Origin of the sequence: Eisenbergiella tayi (assembly GCF_001881565.1) — a bacterium.
Lineage (GTDB): Bacteria > Bacillota > Clostridia > Lachnospirales > Lachnospiraceae > Eisenbergiella > Eisenbergiella tayi.
Genome location: NZ_MPDJ01000005.1, coordinates 765091 through 789147 on the forward strand (window position 1 = coordinate 765091; position 24057 = coordinate 789147).

Genomic DNA, 24057 nt, shown 5'->3' on the forward strand with positions numbered 1-24057 from the left:
TTACTGATTACCAAGATAAATTCGATAATTATATATATATGTACAGGAGTCACGCTGATTCTGCCTGATCCATGTAGTTCACAATGCCTCCAACTTTAATGCTGTTAATAAAATTTCAGGGGCAGATATACTCTTATGAGTCATATCCGCCCCTGTTTAGGACTCTCTATTTTCCGTCAGTCCCTTTTATCGAATCATTCACTTAATTGTCATACATCAACAGCTTTCTCAGTTAACTGTTATTCCATCATTATATCACAGTATATTTACTTTCTTTTTTCCGCCTGGAAAACTCCATGTTCTGTAAATATTTATCACATCCTCTACAGATAAATATCCTGATATTCCCTTCCATCCCGATACGCACGTGCATTCTGTACAAAATCTTCCAACCTGCAGGCTGCCGCCGGTGCCTCTGCCGCAAGACCATCCTGGCTGATTCTCAGTCTGCCGTCACATACTATCGCTTCAGCCTCTGCGTGGAACTGTCCGTTATTCGGCACAATCTCAAAGCTGACTGCACAGCAGCACTCCGCCATATCCGTAAAGCAATGTGCCTTCTTCTCGCCACTGTAAAGAACCACATCAATACATTTTATATCGTGCACTTCCTTATGTCCGCCTGTTTCATTTGCATGTCCGTTCTCCTCTGTGATTTGAAAATGTACAGGTTCCTCTCCATATCTGGCGTAAGGGAACTGTACTCTCAGCAAAGCATCTTCCATCCTCATCAGGAAGGTTCTGTCATCTGTCTGTTCCAGCTCCACCGTATCCACAGCCCCTCCGATCTCAAAACGAATCCGCACATCTGAGGCTTGAATCGTTGCATCCTTTACCATATCCAGATTGCAGTGTGTATCCCCGCCATTTGTTCCAAATCCGATCACAGATACAGTCCGCATGCCCTTCTGCGCCGTCACAATCAGACCGGAAGAATAATCGTACCCATCATGAAGACACTTCATGCTGCAATATACCGGCTGTTCCTGCGTTCCAAAGTAGCTCAAATGGTTTCTTCTTTGATTCCAGAATGTAGATTTATAAAAGCTTCCCAACGTATATGCTTCAGCCTGTCGGCAGACGGCAATTTCATTTTTCTCCCGTTCCTCGGAACGGACATATACCGCATCTATGTCCGCATCACTGTTTGGTGTCACAAAATATTTCTTAAACTGATCCGGACAGACACTGTCAAAACTAAAGAAACCTAAGGGAAGCTGCGAAGCCAGTCCTTCCTTCTCTAAATCAACCAGATTGATCTGATACCCCAAGGACCTCTGAACCCGCATCAGAAGCTGATCATCCTCCAGCATTGCATAGAAACGGGCATGAGGGCCTGCCCACTGTCTGGTTTTAAAATGATAATGCTCTGCAATACAGCGCCATGCCAGATCGTTGAGATCTGCAAATAATTTCAGGCATTCTTCGTCCTTAATATAGCATACCATCGACGCAATATCATCAATGACAACCCATGTATAGGAGGGACTGTTATATTCCTGATAGCAGCCATGCCCTATGTTGAATTCGTAAAGCTTTTTAAGACGCTCCTTTGCATATTTCACCAGATATGCCTCTCTTAAATTTTCCCCGGCCGCCAGTGTTACGAGAGTTCCCATTATGGAAATATTAGTGTAATGCGGCCCCATATTCCTCCTGATAATTGAATTGCAGGCATGGATAATCGCTTCCCTTATCATCTGTTTCAGATCACAAGGAAGAGAATCTCCGAATTCCACATAAATTTGAATCAGACGCTTTCCACAGAAATCAGCCCAGTTCCAATCAGGCGGAGCCATCTCATCCAGAGATTCCTCTACGAAATAAGACCAGATTCCATATGTATCATTATCCGGGTTTGTATCCTGCAGCGGCACCACCTTGTACAGAATTTGGACAGCCCGCTCCACATCGCCCTCTCTGCCGCAGTTCATCAATTCATAGGCATATCCCAGAGATGCATTGGTGGAATGTACGTACTGATTTACCAACTGACTGTGATAACCATTCTCACCACGCCATTCCCTCATCATTTTCACATCATCATCATAATCGGCATCAGCCTTTTTCATAATCCCTTCATACAGCTTCTTTTCTTTCTCATTTTTGAAATAAAGCATGATTCTCCTCCATCAACGCCTTCTTAACTTCCCGTACTGCTTCGGCGTAATTCCCATAATCTTTTTAAAAGTCCTGATAAAATGGGATTCATCCGCATATCCCACCATTTCACACACTTTAATTACCGAATATCCTCTCGCAAGATATTCCCTTGACCTCATGATACGGGACAAGATAATATATTCATTTGGCGTCATTCCAATTTCTTCTTTAAACAGTCTGATCAGCTGGGCCTTACTGATAAACAGAAAATCAGCCAGATCATCCAGCAGGATCGTTTCCTCAATATGTTCTTTAATAAAAGCGAATACCGGCTGCAGGCGCCGTGATGCTTCCATCTGCCGAGTATTCTCCGTTTCTCCTTCAAAGTAACCGCTGCAGAGGATTACAATCTGAGCGAGCGCAAGTTTCCTCAGCATAATCTCCCCATATCTTTTTCCCCTGAGGAATTGTTGAAGCCGTTCAATAACACTTACCAGCTCCTGCACCTGTTCCTCCGTCAGCTGTATACACCGCGGCCTGTCTGCAGGACGATTAATAAAACTGTGAAATACTTCTTCATCCATTCCCAGATCCGATATAAAGTCCGGAATAAATGAAACGATGTAACGTTCATACATGCCTTCAGGCGGAGCAAAGGTTCGATGCAGTTCTCTGTTGTTAGCCAGTATCAGTCCGCCCCTGTCCAGACGGTAGGACTTTTCCTCAAAGGAAAAAACACAACCGTCAGACATGGACAGAAATATCTCAAAACCATCATGAAAATGCAGATTCGGCATCTTGTGCATGCTTGCAAGACAGAGTCCATGTGTCACAAATACATTTTCTTCATACAATTCCTGAATTGCATAATGCTCTCTTTCGTTCATTTTGCTCCTTTGCCGCTGTCTGCCGGTTTTCTGACTATCATGTCAATTCTGCCAGTGCAAGCGCCATCAGCCCCTGTCCATACAGAGTCGGACACTGTTCAATCTGTTTATATTGCTCCGGAGAATCCATAACAGGTGTGCCTGTAGATACCTTCTGTACATTACCGTCTTTATCAATATAATCCATCAGGACCGCATAGGTCCTGTCAGAAATTTCCTGATACCGCCTGTCAATATAACCTGCATCCGCAGCCCTGCGGATGCCACATGCGATTCCGGCACAGGCAGACAGCTCATCATAAGAATCCGGATCATTGATTATGGTTCCATACAGACCATTTTTGCGCTGCCATTTTCCCAAGCCCAACACATGCCTCTCCAGCCTGGAAAGAACCTGATCCCTGCCTTCAAATTCTCCCGCCTCACGAAGGATCTCTACAGTGCTGTATATGATCCAGGCGTTTGCCCTTCCCCAGTAAACACTGCTCATATGGTTTCTCTGCGCTCCGTTCCATCCATGGTAATAGAGGTAATCTTCCTCACTCCAAAGGTATTTCTGATGTAGAATTAGTTGTTTAACCGCAAAATCTGTATATTTTTTTTCACCTGTCATTTTACCAAAACGAGCGAGAAAGATACAGACCATAAAAAGGGTATCCGCCCACATCTGATCTCCGAAGGCATCCACCTTCTCGGTAACAGTATGCTCCAATCCTCCATCCACCGTGATCGGTGCCTCTGTCAAAACAAATTCCGCAATATCAAAGCAGACCTTTCCATATCTTTTATCTCCTGTTTTCCGGTATAATTCCATCATCGTGAGAATTGGATCCGTTGAATTTACGGTTTTCTGAACATATGCTTCCTCCAAATGTCTCTCCGCCCAATCCAGCAGGAAATTCAGATATTCCGCCTTCCCTGTCACCTCATATGCTCTCCAAATCCCATACAGGCCTACACCCGGTACCCAGTCAAAATGATGGATGTTCATATTCCAATCCATATCTGTTCCATAAATAATACGGTCAATCACTTTTTCCAGTTCTTTCATTTACATCTGTTCTCCCGTCTTTATTTCAGCTTCAACTGTGCAAGATCTATGATTCCCACGCACAAGTTTCCATTTTCACTGAGTATTTCGAAGCAGATCTTACTGCCGTTTTCATTGAACACCGGATGAGGATGACAGGGATGCGTCCAGTTTGTCCTTGCAGACACCAGAGGAGTCTCACTTCCCTTTTTCTGGTCGATCAATACTACATCACTATAATCCCCGCCGATTTGTGTATCTGCCGCAAGCAGATTACCATCCGGTGATACCCCCACATGCCAGTAATCATAACCAGAAGCAATACACCGGCTTTCCTTCGTGTACACATCAAGATACCAAACACCCCTGGGAAGAATAGTTGTAGAAATATATTTGATAAAATACATTCCTTTTCCGTCAGGGCTCCACATCTCATGTCCTACACACTCACCGTTGTTACCATCCTCATTCAGCCTCTGGCGCAGAATATTTTCCACATATCCCGTATCCACATCTGCCATCCAAAGCCGATTGGTAATATACTGCGTCGTTCCCTCATGGCAGAAAAAGATTTTATTGTGATCCTGAGGGCTGACCATCACATGTGTAATATCAGCAAAAGGCTTTGCAAAACCTCCTCGATAAACTTCTTTATGCTCTCCGGTTACCGTATTGAGCTGACCCACTGATGTAGTACCGTCTCCGTAGCACCAGGACACGCTGATTCTCTTTTCATCCTCAGATACACTGATAGGGCCGGACAGCTCGTATTCACCTTCCCAAAGTACTTCCGTTTTCTTCGTCTTAATATTCGTCTTTTGCACTTTATTTTTCCAAAACTGATACAAACTCCCGCCGCGGACATAGAACTCCGGCCATCTGCCGGCACAGATTATTTCCTCCTCCCCAGTGTTCAGATCTGTTCTTACGAAATCACAACAATGATCCGTCAGACCTCTGACACGGGCTGTAATGATTGCATCATTTCCATCCCAACAGTTCCCCGTCACATAGCAGTGTGCCGCATGACCATTCGGCTGCTCTAATATATAGTATGCGGTTCCGAATTTCTCACAGATACATCCATGAATATTCCCTGTTTCTTTCATCTCTTTTCCCACCTGCCCTTTTGTTGTGTAAAAGAATGCCAGCGACTGTAACAGTCACTGACATTCTCCTGTTTACCAATCGAATTTATTAAAAGGAATCCTTATTTGAGTCATACCATGCCTGTCTTTCCTTCAATACCTCTTCCAGTCCCAGAACCTCCTGCTCACTCTTAATCTCAGCCAGGCCATCCTCAACCGAATAGCTGGAATCAGATATCATTTTAGCTTCAATTGAGGTCAGAATTGAATTGAAATCTGCATTATATTTACTGGAAAGCTCAGTGGATGGTGTATAGGGCACATCACGGCGGAATTTATTCTTCATTGCGGTTTCCAAACCCAGGGCACGCAGTTTTGCATATTCCTGGGAAAGCTCATCCTGCGCACTTGTTACTGAGATATAGGTCTCTACATCATCAATCACTTCATCGCGGATAATCGCATACTCGCCTGCATAAGCCACCTCTTTCTGAAACTTGTTAACATCAATCTGCTGAGGATATCCGTCTACTAAGTTATAATGAACACCTTCTTCCCCATATACAACACTCATCCAGCCTTCCTCAAGTATCCAGTCAAGGAACTTCATAACTGCTTCCGGATTATCACAATCTTTATTCATGCAGATCATACTCATTGCAGGCGGTTCCTGATATAAGCCAAATTTACCGTACTTACTCTCCACAGGTTCAAAAGGTACCAACTCCGCTTCAGGTACATTTGCCTTCAGCTCTCTCCATTCGGACTCCTGATTGTAATTACCAAGGTAAATTCCGATTTTTCCGGTTACCAAAAGCTGACGCTGGCGCTCATAATTGGTGTCCGTCACATACTCCGGATCAATTACCCCGTTCTCATACCAGCTCTTCAATAATCTGAATGTATCCGCATAGCCCTCAGAACCAACCCAATCTCCTACCACGCCATTTTCCACCATCATCGCCTCAGAGGGCTGACCAAACATGGATTTCATAATCGTCCAGTTATTGTAGTTAAATCCAATGCCGAATGTATCATCTTGGCCATTGCCGTCCGGATCATTCTTTGTGAAGGCAAGCGCCACCTCGTTAAGTTCATCTATTGTAGTCGGTGTATCCAGTCCCAGATTATCCAGCCAGTCCTGACGGATCCACATGCCGTGATTTGCAACACCCAGAGGGGTTCTGGCGCTGGTCATGCCATACATTTTCCCATCTCCTGCTGTTATATAAGGTTTCAATTCAGGATGCTCCTCCAGATACTGCTTATAAGTTGTACTATACTGCTCCACATACTCATCCACAGGCTGAATGACATCCTGCACTACCAGATTATCCATAAATGTTTTACCAAACTCCCAAACCAGGTCAGGTGCTTCACCACTGGCAAACAACGCATTTATTTTGGCAACTGATTCTGTACGTGGTACGGGAACCCATTTTACCTTTACAGGACTGTTCTCGTTAATATACTCCGTCCAGCGATTTTGTTCCATATTTCCTTCTTCAGCCGGACATTTGCCTCTCTCCAGAATTGTAATACTGATCTCCGGCTTCTCTCCATCAATAGAGCCCCCGTCCGTCTTCTGGCTTCCCATATCATCCGCACCACCCCCTGTCTCACTCTTTGCCGCGGTGTCTTCTGTTTTCTCATTTCCACAGCCGGAAAAAATGGTTCCTGCTGTAAGCACCAATGTAAGAGCCATTGCCGCTATCCTACTTTTTCTCATTGTGTTGCCCTCCTTCAATCATTGTTTATTTTAATGTAACGGTTCGGGGCGGTGCACCAACCCGAACCGCAACGTTTTGTTAACGAATCATCCTGCAGTTATCCTTTAATAGAACCAATCATTGCACCCTTCACGAAATATTTCTGAAGGAACGGATATACCAATACAATAGGAAGTGTCACCACCAATATTGATGCAGCCTTATAAGTTTCTGCTGCTATAAAAGTGGAATCCACTAATCCTTCTCCCGCGCTTACTTCTATCATTTTCGCCGTGTCCAGCATCTGTTTCAGTTTTACCATCATCGGAAATTTATTGGTGGAACTCAAATACAGCATAGGATTAAAGTAAGCATTCCACCAGCCGACTGCATAGAACAAAACCATGGTTGCAATAACTGCCTTGGATACCGGAACAACTACTTTCAGCAGAATCGTCGGTTCATTCGCTCCGTCAATAGAAGCTGCCTCACACAAACTTTCCGGTACACTCTCAAACGAAGTTTTCATCACTATCATGTTATAAGTACTGATTAACCCCATCAGCCACAGGCCGCTAAAGGTATCCATCAAATGCAATGACTTAATCAAAATAAAATTTGGAATCATCCCTCCCGAAAACAGCATGGTAAAAACAATCATTCCTACAAAGATCTTTCGTCCTCGCAGTCTTCGCTTTGACAATGCGTATGCTGCCAGAGTAGTGGCAAATACATTTAAGAATGTGCCTACCACAGTCAGAACCACTGTATTTTTCATGGATGCGAAGATCTGCCCATCAAGAAGAAGCTGTCGATAAGCATCCACATTAAACTCAATCGGCCAGAGTACAACCTCACCCGCACCAACCGCACGGCTGGAACTGAAAGATACGGCAATTACATTTACAAACGGATACAGAGCCGCAAGTGTGAAAAGTATCAGTACCGTATAGACAATAACCATGAAAATTTGTTCGCTTATTGACATTTTTATTTTTGATTTCTTAGTTTTGATTCTGCCTGCCACAAAGAATCCCCCTTTCGTTATTACCACAAACCTTCGCCGTTTATTTTTCTCGCAATTTTGTTTGTAGTGAACACAAGAATACAGCTGATTACTGACTGGAACAAACCGATTGCCGTGGTATAACTGTACTGCGCCCCCTCTATTCCGACACGGTATACATAGGTACTGATAACCTCCGCCACATCCCGAACAGCCGGGTTCATCAAAACATAAACCTGCTCAAATCCAATGTCCATCATGGAACCCATTCTCAAAATCAGCATTACCACGATTGTACTTTTCAGGCACGGCAGCGTAATGTACCAAATCTGCTTCAGCTTTCCTGCCCCGTCAATTCGGGCCGCCTCGTAAAGCTCCGGATCTATACCAGTGATAGCCGCCAGATAAACGATGGTTCCCCATCCGGCTCCCTGCCAGATACCGGAGATGATAAACATGGCCGGCCACCACTCCTTCTTTCCCATAAAGTAAATGGGATTGCCGCCAAAAAACTTAATGATGGTATTAATTACACCTGTGCTGGGTGAGAGCATATCTATCAGGATACCGCCCAATACAACCCATGACATGAAGTGCGGAAGATACATAATACTCTGTGAAATTTTCTTAAAGCCTTTGGATTTTACCTCATTCAGAAAAATCGCCAAAATAATTGGAATTGGGAATCCGAAGATTACGCTTCCCGCATTCAGGAGCAGTGTATTTCTTAAAATGATTAAAAAATTATTTCCCGTAAACAGCCTCTTAAAATGCTCCAACCCCACCCACTTACTCTCAAAAAATCCTGTTGAAAATTTAAAATCCTGAAATGCCATTATTGTACCGAACATAGGGACATATTTAAAAATAAAAAAGTACAACATAATAGGAATCAAGAAAATATAAAGCCATTTATCTCGTTTGATATCTTTTAATAATGATCGCTTAGGAGCTATTTTTTTTGTATTTTTGCTCATCTTCTTGGGCAATTAGCACACATCCTTTCTTGTCTCAGTCTGCTTTTTATGTATTTAATACAGTATCCGTGTTGCTTTTGTTGAATTTATTATAGAAAATATTCTTAATATTGTATCTGACTAAATCATCAAAAAATATGCGTATATTATCATATTATTACAGAGTAAGCTTGAAACCACCCGGCCTCTCTTCAGGTCGCTTTTCACGGACAATCATACAAACCAATGAATCTATCATGCATTTTGATATTTTATTACGATTTTTATTTAATAAAATATATAGGAAAAGGCTTTGAAGGCTTTCACTTCTCCGCATACCACAGAGAAATTCAAGCCTTCAAAGCCTTTAAAATCAATTCTATTGTTCCATGCCGGGCATACACATATATACCCCTTCTATTTATTATCCAATATCGCCTGATGCAGCCACACAAACAGCTCATCATACTTCAAATGTCTGCCCTCAAATTTAGTAATCCCGGTATGCAATGCAAGCGGTATCTCCTGTCCTTCAAAACAAATCATTTCTCCGTTCATTCTGCCGATCCCATCTGCCAGTTCCTGAGCATAAGCGATATCCCGGCTGGCCGTCAGAAGCACAAACTCATCCCCGCCAATCCGGAAAATAATATCTTCATCTCCCGCACATTTTTCCATTCTCCTGACAGTCTCAAGTATAGCGAGATCCCCTGCCTTATATGAAATTTCATTAATCGGCACCAGCCCCTTTATATCACAGCAGATAAAATAACAGTCCTTCCGTTCCAAAAACAAATCATACAGTTCCGAAATATCTACAGGCTTCCTTTGCTTCATATAAGCATCTCCTTTTTCAAACGGCTGCAGCAGACGCGGAAAAATATCGGTAAACCTTTTCTCTTTTCGGAAAACGGACGGACTGCATCCCCAAACCTGTTGAAAAGCTCTGGTAAATGCCTCATGTGACTGGTAGCTGTAACGAAGGGCAATATCCAGGACAGTGGCTTCCGGATATCGTACCAGTTCCCTGGCCGCCTTCGTTATTCGCCTTTTTATTACATATTCCTTCACACCGTAATGATATACATTCCTGAACAGCTTCTCCAGCCCTGATTTGGAACAGAAACAATTTCTTGCCACGCTTTCCGCAGTAATCGTTTCACAAAGGTTCAATTCAATATAAGATAATGCATCTGCAAGCAGCTCCATATTGTTCATAGAGGCCTCCTAATCTACAGCTAACGGTACCGTTATTGACAGAATAACAGCTTTGGCCCTGAAATGCTTGATATTTCGGATAAATGCTTGACACATCCTATTCCGCTTAACGCTCCTTCTCATACTGCGAAGGCGTAACCCCTACATACATCTTAAATGTCCTCCTGAATGTCACATCATTGGTAAACCCGCATTTTAAGGCAATTTCCTGCACATTCATATTCTTCTTTTCCATAAGAGAAATGGCGCATTCTATCCTTCTGGATGCCACATATTTCTGGAATGTACAGCCGAACTGCTCCTTGAAATATTTCCCGAAATAGGTAGCGGTATAATGCATTACCCGGGCCGTTTCATTAAGGGAAAGGTTGGCGTCGGTCAGATGATCCTCCACATATTGCCGGATCATCTGATTTCTGGCGTAATATACCGGGTTTTCTTTCGCCACGCACTGTTCCATCAGACGGACTGTTTTCAGGCGGAAGGTCTGCAGGTAGCTGTCAAGACCTGCAAAGCTTTCCGGTTCCAGCAATTCAATCTGGGGCGTCAGCTTACCCTGGCTTTTCTCTCCGAACAGTTCCAGCAGCATGGCATTCAGTTTGTGGATTCCTGCGAAATAAGCTTCCTTGTGCAGAAAACGGGTATTAAAATTATACAGCAGGATTGATTGATAGGCTTCAAACAACGTTTCGGCGTTCAGCTCTTCCACCGCCCTCTCCATGCTCTTTCTTTTGTCTTCCGGTATTTCAAAGGATGAACAGTTTAAATCCCGTTCCTCTATGCGATCCTCCTCCAGACGGATGACCTTTTTTTCAGGATAAAAGAAATGGTATTCCAGGGCTCTTACCGCCTGGTTATAGGCGGATAGAATATGCAGAATATCTTCATGTACGTTGCTCATACCAAGGGCAGCATCTTTGTAACCCGAATCATCAAAGGTCTGGGAGAGAAGGTCGGCAATCTCTTCCATAAGACTTTCCTCGCCATAGCTCAGCACCCAGATATAGTATTTATCCTCTTCCACAAAAACAGAATGGATCTGGGGATAGACGGCAAGGCAGGAATCTATTTCCTTGATGTATTGTCCTGATTCCGGGCTATGTTTGAGCACCAGACAACGGTAGAGGGAGTACTGACGCATGGTGTTTACATATTTTACCTCGTTGGCCTGCGGTTTATTGGAACGTAGAAGGGTATGGAGAATATACTGTTCGATGAGGGGATTTTGTTCGAAGACTGTCACTTCCAGGCGCTTTTTCTGAGAGTCCAGCTCTTCCAGTGCCTTTTCAATAATCTGATACTCATTAACGCTGCCCTCCGGATCCTCCTCCACCAGCATATTCATGATATGTTCCAGCGGCTGGTAGCTGTATTTGGCCATCCGGGAAGCCACCACCACAATCAGTGCCAACAGCACCAGGTACCCCATAACCAGCCATTCCGTAAAAACAGTAAAATCCCTGTACAAAAAATTATTATCCAGAATCTGTATGATGCCGATATCCATACCGGCTTTGGTATATTGGGAAAGGTATACTCCAAGCTCTTCGCTGTACCGGTACTCCTTGTCTGCCGCCTTCAGAATTTCCACCGAATCTCCCGGAAGAAGAGGTCCGTTATCTTTACCCCAGGAATAAATAACTTTCTGCCCATCCGTAAGGTAAAAACATGAGGTTCCGTCATCCATGAAATTCTCAATATAAGCACAGATTTTATCATAGGGTACAAAGAAAAGAATATTCACCTCCCCTGAATACGAATTCTGCAGGGGTATAGTCTGCAGCATAAAGAAACCCGTCACACGCTTCCCGTTTTTCATCAGGCTTGCGTTGTGGCAGATAGTTTTCTGGTTATTCTGATCCAGCATGGCTCCGGATAAAAATGCAGTATCCCCGCATTGAACCTGATAAATGCTTACGTATTCCTTCCAGTTCACTTTTCCGATACTGCTGATTCCAAAACCGCCAAGGCTGTAGTAAATATAGATGGATTCCACCATGCTGTCGTTGATTTCAGTCAGCGAAAGTGTGCTGGCATAATCAGAAATGTCCGACGCGGTTATGTTCCGGGCCATAAGCTCCGGTATCCTCTGCATATATTTCAGCCGGGTTACCCAGGGGGTCATGGAGTATTGGGCCGATGATTTAATCAGGTTATCCATCAGATTTTTCAGCTCACTGTCCACATTTTCCGTTATGGAATTTTCAAAATTCAGCACCCGTTCCCGTGTCATGTGATAATAAAGAAAAGAAAACAGGCAGGAAATTACTGTGAGAATAACCACCGGTATGCAGACATAAGAAACAAACATCTTATGCTTTGTCTGATATTTTTTACCCTTCCTCATGCTCCACTCCCCCGCTGCAGTAATAAGGCTGCACAAGCTTACTCCCGGCCCGCTCCCTGCGGGAACAAATCCGGGTCTTTCAATTCTGCCAGGCCGATTTGTTCAAATACCCACACAGGCTCTTCATATGCTGCTCCATTATACCACATCATCCACTTATCCCCTACGCGCAGGACAAAAGGCTTATATACGGCTACAGAATCCCAATCCCCTTCTGTGGGACATATGAGGGGATTATCAGGATGCTTTTCCCAGCCCGTAATCCCGTCTGCTGATCTGGCAAGTCCTACCTGTGCCCTTTCCTCATGGAGATGGCCCACATAAAACATATAGAACCAGCCTTTTTCTTTGATAACGCAGGGAGCCACCACCTTATGCTGTTCCCACAAATGAGCTTTATCCCCGGATAACACAGGGTTACCCTCATATTTTTCCCAATGGATTCCGTCAGGGCTGGAAGCATACCCGATGGCGTCAGGTTCATGATTGCAGCCTGCGGCATACCACATTTTATAGAGCTGATCCTCCTCATCGAATAACACATGAGGGCACATAATGGCCTGCAGCTCCCATGCCTGATCCGGTACCATGACCGGTTCCTGCCTGCGTTCCCAGTGGATTCCGTCTGAGCTTACCGCAAGGCCGATCACCGACCGGCCATCCTCCAGATAGGGCTTCATCTGACCGGAATACCACATCATATACTGTCCATTATGGTAAATAACCGCAGGACGGTTGATTTCATCCGCCTCCCAGGAAGACCCAGGCAACGGCTCCAATACTGCACACGGATTCTCCCAATGAATGCCGTCCGTACTTTCCGTGTAGCCGACAGCCCTTTTCGGCCGCCAGGAAAACCACATTTTAAATACCGGCATCCCCTCTTTTCCTTCTTCCAGCAATAACGAAACGTCAAAGCAGGTTCCGTAGTCTCCGCCGAATACCGGATTTTTCCCATATTTTTTCCAGCCTCCGGCAGTTCCGTATTGATAGTATTTCCGGTTTTCCTCACAATCATAAAAGGCGATGCGCTCTGCGCTGCTCATTCCTTCCGGTGCTTTGATATTCATATAAGTTTATCCTTTCTGTTTTGAATTATGTAATTCCTCACTATTTTACTGCGCCGATAAGTACACCCTTTTCGAAATATTTTTGTATAAAGGGGTACAGAATCATGATGGGGAAACAGGCGATGACAATAACGGCATATTTCATCTGCTCGTTCATCAGCACCGCATCCAGCCCCATTCCTGAGGCCTGTACCTCACTGGTAATCAGGATACTCCGAAGATACAGCTGTATGGGCTGCAGCTTTTCATTAGATAAAAAAATCAATGGTGCGAAATAACTGTTCCAGTAGCCCACACCATAAAACAGAATCAGTACGGAAATGATGGGTTTGGATAAGGGGATAAAAATGCGCGTCATTACCGTCCATTCCGATCCTCCGTCTATTTTCACTGCTTCCGCCATCTCTTCCGGAAGGGATTCAAAAAAGGAACGGGTTATAATCAGGTTATAGGCACTGATAATATAGGGAAGCACAATAGCCCATCTGGTATTATACAGATGCATTTTCTGCACCAGGATATACAGAGGCACCAGACCACCGCTGATAAACATAGTCAGCGTCATCAGCAGAGACAGCTGTCTGCGCAGGAAGAAACGTTTTCTGGACAGAACAAAGGCTGTTGTTGCTGTCAGTGTCACGCTGGCAGCCGCCCCCACTACAGTATACCAGATGGTATTGGCAAAGGAGCGCAGTACTGTGGCATTGTCCAGAATCATGCGGTAGGCCTTCAGGGAAAAACCCTTCGGCAGAAGATACACATCCCTTGCCAGCACATGGGATGGCTCACTGAAGGACATGCTCACCACATAAATGACCGGATATAAAGTAAAAATAATAATTAATATAGTCGCTATGATAATCGGAATGTCCGATGGTATAAATCTTTCTTTTCTGTTCATGGTTTATCCTTCCTCCGCCGGATTTCAGTTTCTGTCTTTTCTCATATCTGTCTCCCGGTCTTTCTGTCCTACTCATCAGAATATACTGGTTTCCGTTGTTTTTTTCGCCAGGAAATTGGCTCCCAGCAAAATCACTACATTGATCATGGAATTGGCAAGCCCTACGGCGGAAGCAAAACTGTACTGGGCGTTCAGAAGCCCTTTACGGTATACGTAGGTGGAAAAAATATCGGCGGTGGAATAGGTGGCTGAATTATACATGAGGATTACCTTTTCATAACCGATATTCAGCATGTTTCCCATGTTCAGAATCAGAAGCAAAATGATGGTGGGAGCAATGGAAGGCAGGGTTATGTAGATCAATTTTTTCCAGCGGCCCGCGCCGTCAAGAGACGCAGATTCGTACATCTCCTGGTCTATTCCCGCGATTGCCGCCACATAGATAATGGAATTCCATCCGAATTCCTGCCAGACACCGGATCCCACATACAGGGTCCGGAACGCTTCCGGAAGGTTAAAATAATTTTTAGGCTGCACGCCGAAATTGGCAAGCAGCTGTGTGAGCACACCGCCGTTGGATGACAGCAGATCTTTCAGGATTCCCACCACTACCACCACAGAAACAAAGTGGGGAAGATAAGCGGCCGTCTGAGCCACTCTGCGGATTCCACTGTGTTTCAGTTCATTTAAGAGCAGGGCGAAGGCTATGGGTACGGGGAAGGACCACAGCAGCTGCTCAATGCTGAGCAGGAACGTATTTTTAACTAAGCGTCCGAAATAAACGGATTCCACCAGTTCCCTGAAATGCTTAAGCCCCGCCCAGGGACTTCCCCATATCCCTTTGGATATGTTGTAATCTTTAAAAGCCATCAATATCCCATACATGGGTCCATAACAAAAGATGGCAAAATACAGCACGCCCGGAAGAATGATCAGCAAAAGCATCCAATCCCGCCTGATATTTTTCTGTAATATACGCAGCGCTTTCATATAACTTCCTCTCCGGTCACTGTTCATGTTTTCCCCGTGCTGCCTGAAGTTTCCGTCTGCCCCGCCTTCCTCTCCCGGCCTTTCTGAGCTGTACCGGCTGCTGTACGACAAGGATTCCTGTAAGGGCCGTATAAATACGCCGGTCCTTAGGCTGCGTATTTTGCAGCCTTAGTACCGCTGCGTAGTTATCCGAGCGAAAGCGCGCCCTGTAAGGAACCTTGTCGTACAGCAGCCGGTACAGTTCAGAAAAGCCGGGAGAGGAAGGCGGGGCAGACGGAAACTTCAGGCAGCACGGGGAAAACATGAACAGTAACCCTCTCCGGAGGGCGCCCGGAAGCGCCCTCATTCTTTTTACTGTCCTACAATTTCCTGATATCTCTGGTACTGTGCAGATTTAATATCAATAATATCCTGCATACCCATGCTGTTGGCTGTTTCCACATATTTGTCAAAGTTATCCAGTGATTCCGTGCCGATAACAAAGGCTGTGAACATTTCATCCAGATAAGTGGAAAGATCAGGCCATATGCTGGTATAAACTTCGGATTCCTCTGCCGTTCCCAGCATTTCCGGGAAGGGATTCTCCATATTTCCATAGGCCTCTTTACATGCGGTTTCCACTTTGGTTCCTTCGAATATTTTCATGAAGGCTTCGCCGGAATCGTTGATAAAATAAGTAGGCCATGCACCGATACTTCTCAATGCGGAAAAAGCTGAGGTATAGGTTTCATTATTGGTTATCAAATCGGTGAACCGGATTTCCCCGGATTCATCATATTCGTAGGACATGCCCTCGATCCCATAGTTGTAAAGCATCAGGCCATCCTGGCTTGCATATACGTAATCAATCCACTGGACTGCAGCTTCCGGGTTCTTGCAGGCGGAGGTAACACCATAATAATGCCAGGTGAGGCCTCTTTTAGTCATACGGGCCGTGCCGTTTTCATCCGCCTGGATAACCGGCATGAATTCATAGTCACAGTCAGGATTGCTTGTCCTTGCCAAATCATCGGAGGATGCCATATTATCGGCAGGGTCATGGCAGACAATCCCCACCTTGTCCTCGGTTATATTCTGGGTGAGAAGAGTACCGTCCAGATCGTCGGATATCAGTCCTTCCGAATAGCATTTATTCAGGAATGCCAACATTTCTTTATATTGATCCTCTACGGCAGCATAATGTACTTTACCGCTGTCATCGGTATACCATAAGGAATTGGTATCGTAGCCGAAGCCTGTCATCAGGTAATACAGCTGTTTGATGCCGTTTTTGGTTGCCATGGGAATTTCATCATTGGGATTTCCGTTTCCGTTGGCATCCTGTTCCTTGAAGGCCACCAGCACATCGTAAAGCTCGTCTACTGTTTTCGGCATTTCCAGCCCCAGGTTATTCAGCCAGTCCTGTCTGATATAAAGGTAATCGGGAACATAATCGTTAATATCCCCCCACCAGCCTGCCAGAGCATAAATATTTCCGTCAGAAGAGGTACACATGGCTTCCAGCGCCGGATATTTTTCAAATAATGCCTTTATGTTAGGAGCATATTCTTCAATTAAATCATTCAGAGGAATCAGCACGCCATTGCTGGAATACGTATCCACACCCACATTAGAATCAAAGGGCGGTATTTCCACCATATCGGGCAGTCCCTCCATGGAGGCCAGTCTGGTCTGAAGGACGGTTTCCACATCGCTGCTGTACGTATCCCATTCAATATGAATACCGGTACGGTTTTCGATTTCCTTCTGGACTGCCGTTCCGTCATTGTAGCTGACACCGGCACACCAGGTATCATTTCCCATATAGGTAAGTGTAACTGAACCCGGATCGCAGATGGGAAGCTTAAGCCCTCCTAAATCATATACGGTTCCTGTTGCATTGATTGCAGTATTATGGGCCGGATCTGATTGTTCCTGTGCTCCTCCTTCCTCCGATACGGCTTCTGTTTTGTTTTCCGCCGGAACGGAATCAGCCGTTGAAGACGTGTTTCCGGAAGAGCTTCCGCAGCCTGCCAGCATGGAACCGGCTAAAACTGCTGTAAGTAAGCATGACAATAATTTCTTTTGCATAATGTAACTCCCTTTCCTGATTCGTTTTCCTATAAGCCCGGCCGGTCTTATATCGTGGTTGTGTTGCTGATTCAAGTATATGTTGTTTATGCACAATTATAAAGAAACAAAATCAGCTTTCTTATGCATTATTCATGCCCAGAAAGCTGATTTTGTATGAAATCATTGATTTTGTTTTTTACTTTTTAGGAATTGTTCGGAGTCCCACCTTCACCTGTTTAGCCTGCTATAAAAGCATCTCCATCTCTTTCTTAAATGCACTCTTCCGTGAATGCATCTGCCGGATCCTTTCTCTTGTCTCGCCACTGGGCCTCATCTTCTTTTGGGGCATGGCTTTATAAAGCTCCACTATCAATAAGCGCAAATCCTCTTCCGGATACTCTTTTATCACTTCTTTTATTTCCGATACCAGCATATTATTACCATTCCTCTTCGTCGTAAGACGGATACTGTTCGGGATTTGCGCCCTTAACCACAGTCGTTTCACTGCCTTCCATGTGCCCGGGAATTATACGCTTAACCATTACATGGAAATGCCACGAATCACCAAAATCATATATGAATTCGAAGTTTAAACCTTCATATAAAGTAAGCTCCTCCAATACAACCTCGTCAGCCGTCAGTTCCATATCCCTACATTCCGGTGCATAATACTTTTGTCTCAGGGTTCCGGAACCAAATTGAAAATAATACAAATGATCACTGTCAAAGTTTACACTTTTTAATATCTCATAATGAAGCTCTTCCAATGTATGCTGATCCCCGGTTTTTATTTCCCTTACCGCGGAACCAACCCTTATTTGAAACTCAATGGAATGCTCTCCCGGTTCTGCTGATTTCTCCAAAATACGTTGGAATTTTAAATCCGTATCTGTCATTTCCTCTGGTATTATCTCAAAAATTAAATCTGAAAGCGAGTCATCATCCGGGTAATTCCAGAAATCCTCGTCAATCTCATCCATCAGCGCTGTCAAGCAGGCTCCTTCTTCCGTTTTATAAATCGCATTCACCAGAAATTTATTTTCCGGATCTACAGGTTCTTCGTCCAGCCATTCAATAGTAATTAAGCGGAATAATGCACAGAGACGAAGCTGCGGAGAATAAAATTTCCCCCATATTTGAGGGTCTTTTACATAAGAATATGTAACAGGCTCATTAACTTTTGTTTTCCTGAGCTTTTCATAAAATTCGGAACTTCCTGCACTGAAAGAAAAATTTCTGAAAGCATCCTCGTATCCCCCAAGCCATACCCACATCATAAGGGCATACTTTTCGATAGGATATAATTCATAAAAAGAAGGATATTTTGGGCCTTTTTCATAAATCAGCCCCGCGCCCTTCTTTGATACCAGCCGCAGGATGTCCAAATATACGGAAAAGAATACAAAGAAATCAATTACTGTATAATATTCCTGTGTCCTTCCTGCCTTCTTATATCTCTCTTTTACGATATGGAAACGGCTGTTCAGTTCAAAACAATCTTTTTTTCCAAAATGGCCCGTCGCCTTCGAAATCATTACTTCGTTTGTTTCTATGTAATCCAGAAAAATCTGATATTCCTTTTCCAGTTCCTCTGCCGCATTCTGAAATTGATTCATCTCTCATCCTCTGCTCTTATCTGTTCCCCGTTCGGAACCCGTATATTTTCTTCAACCGCTCCCAGATCTCATAAGCTGCCGGACATACTTCCACCGCATCGAGCACACTGTACAGGCTCTCCAGTCTGTATGGCTGGTCCGTGTAGGGATATCTGCTGCAATTATCCGGTTTATTCTCTCCAAGCATGCATGTGCCATCCTCTTTCAGGAAGTCACAGGGCATATGTTTCGTCTGGTACTCCCACGGCATCGCACCACGTTCCAGAAAAAATTCAATAAACTGTTCCCTGGTAAGCTTTAACCCCTCCGCATCCTTTTCCAAATCCCCCTCCGGGATGGTGCCAGGGTACATTTTACAGCAATTTCTGCACTTACTGCAGTCATATCCGTCAAATATTTCTTTGTGCAGCTCCAGGAACTGCCTGTCCAGCGTTTCTTCATCTGCATGGTTTTTCAAGTAAGAACGAAAGCGAATATTTTCATTCTCCTTCCGTTTTGCCTGCCCGGCAACTTCTTCCGGTTTTATCATGGCTGACACCTATCCTTTCATGTTATCTTTATATATTTTGATCCTAATGCTCTTATCATAATAAATCAACAATTATTAGCAAAAACCGATAAATATTTCGTTCCATCTAAAGCAAACGTCCCTGCGGACAGCAAGTTAATTACATACACAGATGCGTATCTCCGGCTTGCTGCCACAGAGATTCAATAATCGTTGGAAACGCGGCAGGCCGCTCTACCAGCTGCGTACTCCTTTTATATGGATAAAACGAGCTTTTTCATATATATAAGAATCCAAAGGCCTCATATATACATCATACGTATGGGCCGCTACATAAATATGTCCCCGGCTCACGTGAACAATCACCGGACTGTGGTAAAATCCACTGCCATCTCCCAACTGGACAATGTCCCCCGGCTCTGCTTCGTCTTCCTCTGTCTCCGCTGCATACGGCCCGACAGACTGGTTTCCCACAAGAAAATTATAGAGGAATTCCACTCCCGTCCAGCTTGGCGTCCTGTCCCGGCCGCTGTTATAGTACCAGCCCTTTACGGGCGTGTAATTCATTACTCCGCTTCCCGCATAAATGCATTGTGATGCAAAATTAGTGCAGTCCCCTCCCATATTCTCAAAATCCAGATATCTGGGATTTCTGTCCAGCGCCCACTTCTTTGCATAAAGCAACGCATCATTCCGATGATAACCTGTTTCCTTCAGCATATTTTGCTGCCTGCCGTTTTTTTATTTAATATCTATATTATGGCAGGTTCCGGCAATGCGTTAATGAATAAATAACTCGCTGTATAAGAGGATTGGAAAAGGCAACTCCTTACCACTATAAAAAATACTTTCTCATCGGTTCAATTCCATCCGGATCCGTTCCAGATTTTCTTCTACAGGCCTTCCTCCATCCAGGACTAACTGACGGCAGTCCAGCTGCTTCTGCCATTGATCATGCAGTGCCCTTGACCGCATATTCACATCACCGGTATCGTAAGCAGCAGCCCATTCAAGAAAATCCTGATGCTGTTTGTACATATCACCGCCGGGGAGGATCCGATCTCCGAACCGTTCCGACTCCCGCGTTTTTATACGGGCAATGCGGATGTCCACGTCCGTAACCAGACGAACGGCAAGATCAAACATGGGGATGAGAGGATCTCCCCAGCCTGTAACAGAACCGGAAATAACCACTTTTTTGTGCTCTTTTATGTCCTCTTTCATCAGCCGGACCCGTTCTCCGCTTTCTCGCATTTGAGTAAACCGCGGATTTGTCGGAAGCCAGAGATAATCATCGGCATCCATAAAATAATAGCCCGATTCGCGGGAAAAGGCATACCCCAGGGTAGATGTGCCGGAACCGGAGCCTCCGTATATGTGGATTACATTTATCTGCATGGTTTTCCTCCTCTTGTGTTATGTGACAATTATATCAGATTCTGAAAAAGGAATCACTCCCGAACAGAAATGCCGATAAAAAAAGGAACAAGCCGGGCGACGAAAAGCATTTTATTCGTCAGTACCCGGCGTATTCAATAACAGGCCTTATAAATCCTTATACGGGATTTCAGCTACCTTCAGCTTTTTCTTTACACAAAGTTCTAAAATTTCACTGCATCTCTGGTTGTCGGAAGCTAACTTCTCGGGATACCGCTCCCATGGATTTTTAACATAAATTCCTTTATTTCCCCCGGCAGGTCCCACCGCATGATAAATTTTATCTGCCTCTTTCAGTTGTCTTACCAATTCCTTTTCCTCAATTTTCTTTTGAAGCTTTTTCATCCTTATATAATCTTCATCCAGGCATTCTACTCCCTGCACACTTACCGGTAAAGTTTCCCCTTCTATCCTTACATCCACATAAGTTCTCCAATGTTGATTTTCTCTCTGGTATTCATGCATGGTGGACTCCCCTATCGCATCCTTGGCAAACTTGAGATTATATCTGGTTAAATCCACCGTTAATCTGACTTTCATCCCCGTGTTCCTCCCATATCATAAATCATTAAAATCTTTGACAGTAAAACATAAATTTCCATCTGCAAACAGGAATATCTATCCTATACCCCTTGCTTTTTCCGGTACTCCATAAACAGCTTCCAGTCATCCCTTCCCATATAATGGGTGCCGGGACGGAGGTGGAAACCGACACGGCCTTCATGGAATACATCTCCCGTGGACGGAAGGCGATCCGCCGCAAGCCCCTGCTGCCCCAACATTTCATAGACAGGCGTCACTGCCTGACCAGTCAGGAATTCCGATAAAGGATCCGCCCATTCATCATCTACAGCCCCGGCTAAATACAGGTGTCTGGGCGCAGCAAGAGCCGCCGTAAAATGCTGGTCAAAGGGAAGTTCCTCCTCCCTGTTCTGCCACTTTTTAAAGTTGCCGCAGAACCAGTAAGGGAAATTCCGGCACAAATCCGCCACATTTTCCCCTTCTTTTCCCCGGAAAAGAGCGGCTCCTCCGGCTCCGGATTCACAGGCTATGACAAGGGAAAAACGATCGTCCATCGCTCCGCACAGCAGCGCCGCCTTCCCCAGACGGGAATGGCCCACTACCGCAACGCGCCCCGCATCAATCGTTTCCTCCTGAACCAGATAATCCATGATACGACTCAGTCCCCAGGCCCATACGCCCAGTTTCCCCCAGCTGTCATAGGCATTCCCCGGGAACAGGCTGCCGGGGCCGTTCTGAAAACCGTCATTTTGATCCGGAGCAATATCCTGGTAACATACCCTGGCAACCGCAAAGCCGTTATCCGTGATTTCTTCCACGATTTCCGCGGATGACAGCGGGAAAAAGCTCAGGTACAGAAATACCGGCGGCTTTTCAATATTCTTGGGAACCGTCAGCTGGAAGGGATAGGAAACATATCCCCTGCCGGAGCGAATCCGCACGTCCACAGTGCGCATACGGGCCTTTCCGCCGAAGGCATTTTCCTCTTCCGATACGGTCTCCCATTCTGTTTCCCAGCCGGTTTCCGGTATATATCCATAGCATTCTTTCTGAAGAATGTCCCGGATTTCCTTTCGGCGGGTTTCCCACAGCTGCGGGGTATCCACAGGCGTGTTGTCTGAAAGACGCAGCAGTTCCGGAATACGGCGCTTTTCAAGTTCCTTTGTTATTGCTTCTTTTCCCATAACAGACCTCCTTTATATGTCTTCTTATTTATCTGACCCATTGTATTTCAGCTTTATATATTCCGCCACATCATCGATTTCCGGGAACAGAGACGCTTTATTTACGGAAAACTGATCCAACTCATGCAGCAGATTTTCCTTATTTCCGACGATGAAAATCAGCTTTTTGCCTGATTCATTCTGATATCGGAGGCCGCGGAGACTGTTTCCTTCCCCGTTTCCGTCTCCCAGGCCGCAGAGAATGAAGGAGCCATCCTGCTTGATGATTCTGCGGTTATTCCGCAGCGGCATAATAAAAACATGGCTGAGAAGATCCTTCTTTTTGATACGGGGCTCGAATCCGGGATTCTTTGATTTCACCTCTCCCGCCAGCTTCGCGGCAAGGCTTATGTATTCCGGGTCTTCCTCTTCAGGAATTCCATTGATACATGACTCATACAGTTTTGTCCGGAAGGAAGCGTCAAAAACCGGAAGGGCAGCTAAAATAGCAGCCGTATCGCTTTTGGCATATTTCATGGCGGCAATCTGTGTCTGCAGGACGATGACCTCCCCCACATCCTCGGGGCTGCTGCAGCAGGCAAAATACAGGGCTACCAGGGGATTTTCCGTGATATCAAGCAGTCTGGTAGGCAGACCGTAATGCTGCATTTCTACCAGATAGTCCAGATGGGACTGGCACTGTGCAAAATCTGAGGCACAGCGTATGATCAGCTCCTGGTACATCCTGTTTTCATTCTCCTGCCAGCCGGGGCTTCTCTTGATGCTGGGGAGCAGGGCATAGGAAAGCCTGGAATGGCCGCGGAAGTACAGGATACGGCCGGTATCCTGCTGCTTCATGCGGGAGATGTCCTTTACATAGCCGCTTACTGAATCGATTAATTCGAGTTCACAGCGTTCTGCATCGTAGATGATGTTGTTCTTTTCATGAAGATCCATTTGCTTCGGGGCGGATTCTTCACTGATGTCATTGTATTTTTCTATCCATTCAGAAGCAAAACAGTTCAGAATGGCTATGAGGTATTCTTTCTTTTTTTCCCGCTTGGGGGTGTTGGTGCTGGTGTAGGGGAGAAAGATCCAGTATACCAGGGCCTCTTCTTCGAGAGGAGACAGATTTCTGTCCTGGTTTCCGACTATGGCTTCCAGATACTCCAGCGTGATTTCTATGTTTTCTGAGGTCATGCAGCTTTTGGCGTAGAGCTTATACAGGTTGGAGCCCTGGCTGTTCAGGCGGGAGTAGTAGCTGCCTTTTCCCAGAGCCTTCAGTACGTAGCTGCAGTCCACACAGCCTTCTTCCAAAAGCTTTTTTCCGAATATGTGGTAGAATGCACGGGAAAGGTAGGGGGATGTGCGGGCGTAGATGGTTAACTGGCGGGCATCGGAATGCAGAGATTCTTTGTATTTTTCCATGGTGGGTTGCCTCTTTGGTGTGGGTG

General features: G+C 45.1%; 21 protein-coding genes. All 21 read right to left on the reverse strand.

Annotated features, from left to right (window positions below; translation table 11 throughout):
- Positions 1–323: 323 nt before the first annotated feature.
- The 21 genes from BLA28_RS21460 to BLA28_RS21565 all read right to left on the reverse strand — a co-directional run bounded on the left by BLA28_RS21460 (position 324) and on the right by BLA28_RS21565 (position 24031).
- A complete protein-coding gene (locus BLA28_RS21460) occupies positions 324–2120 on the reverse strand; it encodes a hypothetical protein (RefSeq protein ID WP_071699408.1) in 1797 nt (598 codons plus the stop codon).
- Between the two features lie 12 nt (positions 2121–2132).
- Positions 2133–2990 carry an AraC family transcriptional regulator gene (locus BLA28_RS21465; RefSeq protein ID WP_069428390.1) on the reverse strand — a complete coding sequence of 286 codons (858 nt, stop codon included), beginning with the start codon at positions 2988–2990 and terminating at the stop codon, positions 2133–2135.
- A 37-nt stretch (positions 2991–3027) separates the two neighbouring features.
- Positions 3028–4041 carry a glycoside hydrolase family 88/105 protein gene (locus BLA28_RS21470; RefSeq protein ID WP_071699409.1) on the reverse strand — a complete coding sequence of 338 codons (1014 nt, stop codon included), beginning with the start codon at positions 4039–4041 and terminating at the stop codon, positions 3028–3030.
- 20 nt (positions 4042–4061) lie between these two features.
- Entirely contained in the window at positions 4062–5129 is a 1068-nt protein-coding gene (locus tag BLA28_RS21475; protein WP_071699410.1) for an oligogalacturonate lyase family protein, read from the reverse strand.
- Positions 5130–5217: 88 nt separating this feature from the next.
- Positions 5218–6837 (reverse strand): extracellular solute-binding protein, encoded by a 1620-nt coding sequence (locus BLA28_RS21480; RefSeq protein ID WP_071699411.1) that lies wholly within the window; start codon positions 6835–6837, stop codon positions 5218–5220.
- Positions 6838–6935: 98 nt separating this feature from the next.
- Positions 6936–7844 (reverse strand): carbohydrate ABC transporter permease, encoded by a 909-nt coding sequence (locus BLA28_RS21485; protein ID WP_207647381.1) that lies wholly within the window; start codon positions 7842–7844, stop codon positions 6936–6938.
- Positions 7845–7864: 20 nt separating this feature from the next.
- A complete protein-coding gene (locus tag BLA28_RS21490) occupies positions 7865–8608 on the reverse strand; it encodes an ABC transporter permease (RefSeq protein WP_242877419.1) in 744 nt (247 codons plus the stop codon).
- Positions 8609–9196: 588 nt separating this feature from the next.
- A complete protein-coding gene (locus tag BLA28_RS21495; RefSeq protein ID WP_071699412.1) occupies positions 9197–9997 on the reverse strand; it encodes a helix-turn-helix domain-containing protein in 801 nt (266 codons plus the stop codon).
- 106 nt (positions 9998–10103) lie between these two features.
- On the reverse strand, positions 10104–12344 hold the full coding sequence (locus BLA28_RS21500; protein ID WP_071699489.1) for a helix-turn-helix domain-containing protein: 2241 nt from the start codon (positions 12342–12344) through the stop codon (positions 10104–10106).
- Positions 12345–12382: 38 nt separating this feature from the next.
- On the reverse strand, positions 12383–13414 hold the full coding sequence (locus BLA28_RS21505; protein WP_071699413.1) for a family 43 glycosylhydrolase: 1032 nt from the start codon (positions 13412–13414) through the stop codon (positions 12383–12385).
- Positions 13415–13454: 40 nt separating this feature from the next.
- Entirely contained in the window at positions 13455–14315 is an 861-nt protein-coding gene (locus BLA28_RS21510) for a carbohydrate ABC transporter permease (protein WP_044963016.1), read from the reverse strand.
- Between the two features lie 75 nt (positions 14316–14390).
- Entirely contained in the window at positions 14391–15305 is a 915-nt protein-coding gene (locus tag BLA28_RS21515) for an ABC transporter permease (protein ID WP_069428396.1), read from the reverse strand.
- A gap of 351 nt (positions 15306–15656) precedes the next feature.
- Positions 15657–17375: an extracellular solute-binding protein gene (locus BLA28_RS21525; protein WP_071699415.1), complete on the reverse strand. Its 1719-nt coding sequence runs from the start codon at positions 17373–17375 to the stop codon at positions 15657–15659.
- Between the two features lie 226 nt (positions 17376–17601).
- Positions 17602–17790 carry a hypothetical protein gene (locus tag BLA28_RS21530; RefSeq protein WP_071699416.1) on the reverse strand — a complete coding sequence of 63 codons (189 nt, stop codon included), beginning with the start codon at positions 17788–17790 and terminating at the stop codon, positions 17602–17604.
- 4 nt (positions 17791–17794) lie between these two features.
- Positions 17795–18973, reverse strand: coding sequence for an IS1096 element passenger TnpR family protein (locus BLA28_RS21535; protein WP_071699417.1), 1179 nt, complete (start codon positions 18971–18973; stop codon positions 17795–17797).
- Positions 18974–18989: 16 nt separating this feature from the next.
- On the reverse strand, positions 18990–19502 hold the full coding sequence (locus BLA28_RS21540; protein ID WP_071699418.1) for a YkgJ family cysteine cluster protein: 513 nt from the start codon (positions 19500–19502) through the stop codon (positions 18990–18992).
- 213 nt (positions 19503–19715) lie between these two features.
- A complete protein-coding gene (locus tag BLA28_RS21545; protein WP_334293136.1) occupies positions 19716–20198 on the reverse strand; it encodes an amidase domain-containing protein in 483 nt (160 codons plus the stop codon).
- A 135-nt stretch (positions 20199–20333) separates the two neighbouring features.
- Positions 20334–20879 (reverse strand): P-loop NTPase family protein, encoded by a 546-nt coding sequence (locus BLA28_RS21550; RefSeq protein ID WP_071699419.1) that lies wholly within the window; start codon positions 20877–20879, stop codon positions 20334–20336.
- A gap of 147 nt (positions 20880–21026) precedes the next feature.
- Entirely contained in the window at positions 21027–21458 is a 432-nt protein-coding gene (locus BLA28_RS21555; protein ID WP_071699420.1) for a hypothetical protein, read from the reverse strand.
- An 83-nt stretch (positions 21459–21541) separates the two neighbouring features.
- Positions 21542–22624 carry an alpha/beta hydrolase family protein gene (locus BLA28_RS21560; RefSeq protein ID WP_071699421.1) on the reverse strand — a complete coding sequence of 361 codons (1083 nt, stop codon included), beginning with the start codon at positions 22622–22624 and terminating at the stop codon, positions 21542–21544.
- A gap of 24 nt (positions 22625–22648) precedes the next feature.
- Complete coding sequence (locus tag BLA28_RS21565; protein ID WP_071699422.1) at positions 22649–24031, reverse strand: FRG domain-containing protein; 1383 nt, start codon at positions 24029–24031, stop codon at positions 22649–22651.
- Positions 24032–24057: the final 26 nt, after the last annotated feature.

What these genes read in the sequence shown, in the direction of transcription:
- BLA28_RS21475 (WP_071699410.1), bottom strand. Translation starts at nt 5,129, where the DNA reads ATGAAAGAAACAGGGAATATTCATGGATGTATCTGTGAGAAATTCGGA.
- BLA28_RS21560 (WP_071699421.1), bottom strand. Translation starts at nt 22,624, where the DNA reads ATGGGAAAAGAAGCAATAACAAAGGAACTTGAAAAGCGCCGTATTCCG.
- BLA28_RS21465 (WP_069428390.1), bottom strand. Translation starts at nt 2,990, where the DNA reads ATGAACGAAAGAGAGCATTATGCAATTCAGGAATTGTATGAAGAAAAT.
- BLA28_RS21495 (WP_071699412.1), bottom strand. Translation starts at nt 9,997, where the DNA reads ATGAACAATATGGAGCTGCTTGCAGATGCATTATCTTATATTGAATTG.
- BLA28_RS21470 (WP_071699409.1), bottom strand. Translation starts at nt 4,041, where the DNA reads ATGAAAGAACTGGAAAAAGTGATTGACCGTATTATTTATGGAACAGAT.
- BLA28_RS21525 (WP_071699415.1), bottom strand. Translation starts at nt 17,375, where the DNA reads ATGCAAAAGAAATTATTGTCATGCTTACTTACAGCAGTTTTAGCCGGT.
- BLA28_RS21515 (WP_069428396.1), bottom strand. Translation starts at nt 15,305, where the DNA reads ATGAAAGCGCTGCGTATATTACAGAAAAATATCAGGCGGGATTGGATG.
- BLA28_RS21460 (WP_071699408.1), bottom strand. Translation starts at nt 2,120, where the DNA reads ATGCTTTATTTCAAAAATGAGAAAGAAAAGAAGCTGTATGAAGGGATT.
- BLA28_RS21565 (WP_071699422.1), bottom strand. Translation starts at nt 24,031, where the DNA reads ATGGAAAAATACAAAGAATCTCTGCATTCCGATGCCCGCCAGTTAACC.
- BLA28_RS21500 (WP_071699489.1), bottom strand. Translation starts at nt 12,344, where the DNA reads ATGAGGAAGGGTAAAAAATATCAGACAAAGCATAAGATGTTTGTTTCT.
- BLA28_RS21540 (WP_071699418.1), bottom strand. Translation starts at nt 19,502, where the DNA reads ATGATAAAACCGGAAGAAGTTGCCGGGCAGGCAAAACGGAAGGAGAAT.
- BLA28_RS21550 (WP_071699419.1), bottom strand. Translation starts at nt 20,879, where the DNA reads ATGCAGATAAATGTAATCCACATATACGGAGGCTCCGGTTCCGGCACA.
- BLA28_RS21555 (WP_071699420.1), bottom strand. Translation starts at nt 21,458, where the DNA reads ATGAAAGTCAGATTAACGGTGGATTTAACCAGATATAATCTCAAGTTT.
- BLA28_RS21530 (WP_071699416.1), bottom strand. Translation starts at nt 17,790, where the DNA reads ATGCTGGTATCGGAAATAAAAGAAGTGATAAAAGAGTATCCGGAAGAG.
- BLA28_RS21480 (WP_071699411.1), bottom strand. Translation starts at nt 6,837, where the DNA reads ATGAGAAAAAGTAGGATAGCGGCAATGGCTCTTACATTGGTGCTTACA.
- BLA28_RS21505 (WP_071699413.1), bottom strand. Translation starts at nt 13,414, where the DNA reads ATGAATATCAAAGCACCGGAAGGAATGAGCAGCGCAGAGCGCATCGCC.
- BLA28_RS21510 (WP_044963016.1), bottom strand. Translation starts at nt 14,315, where the DNA reads ATGAACAGAAAAGAAAGATTTATACCATCGGACATTCCGATTATCATA.
- BLA28_RS21535 (WP_071699417.1), bottom strand. Translation starts at nt 18,973, where the DNA reads ATGAATCAATTTCAGAATGCGGCAGAGGAACTGGAAAAGGAATATCAG.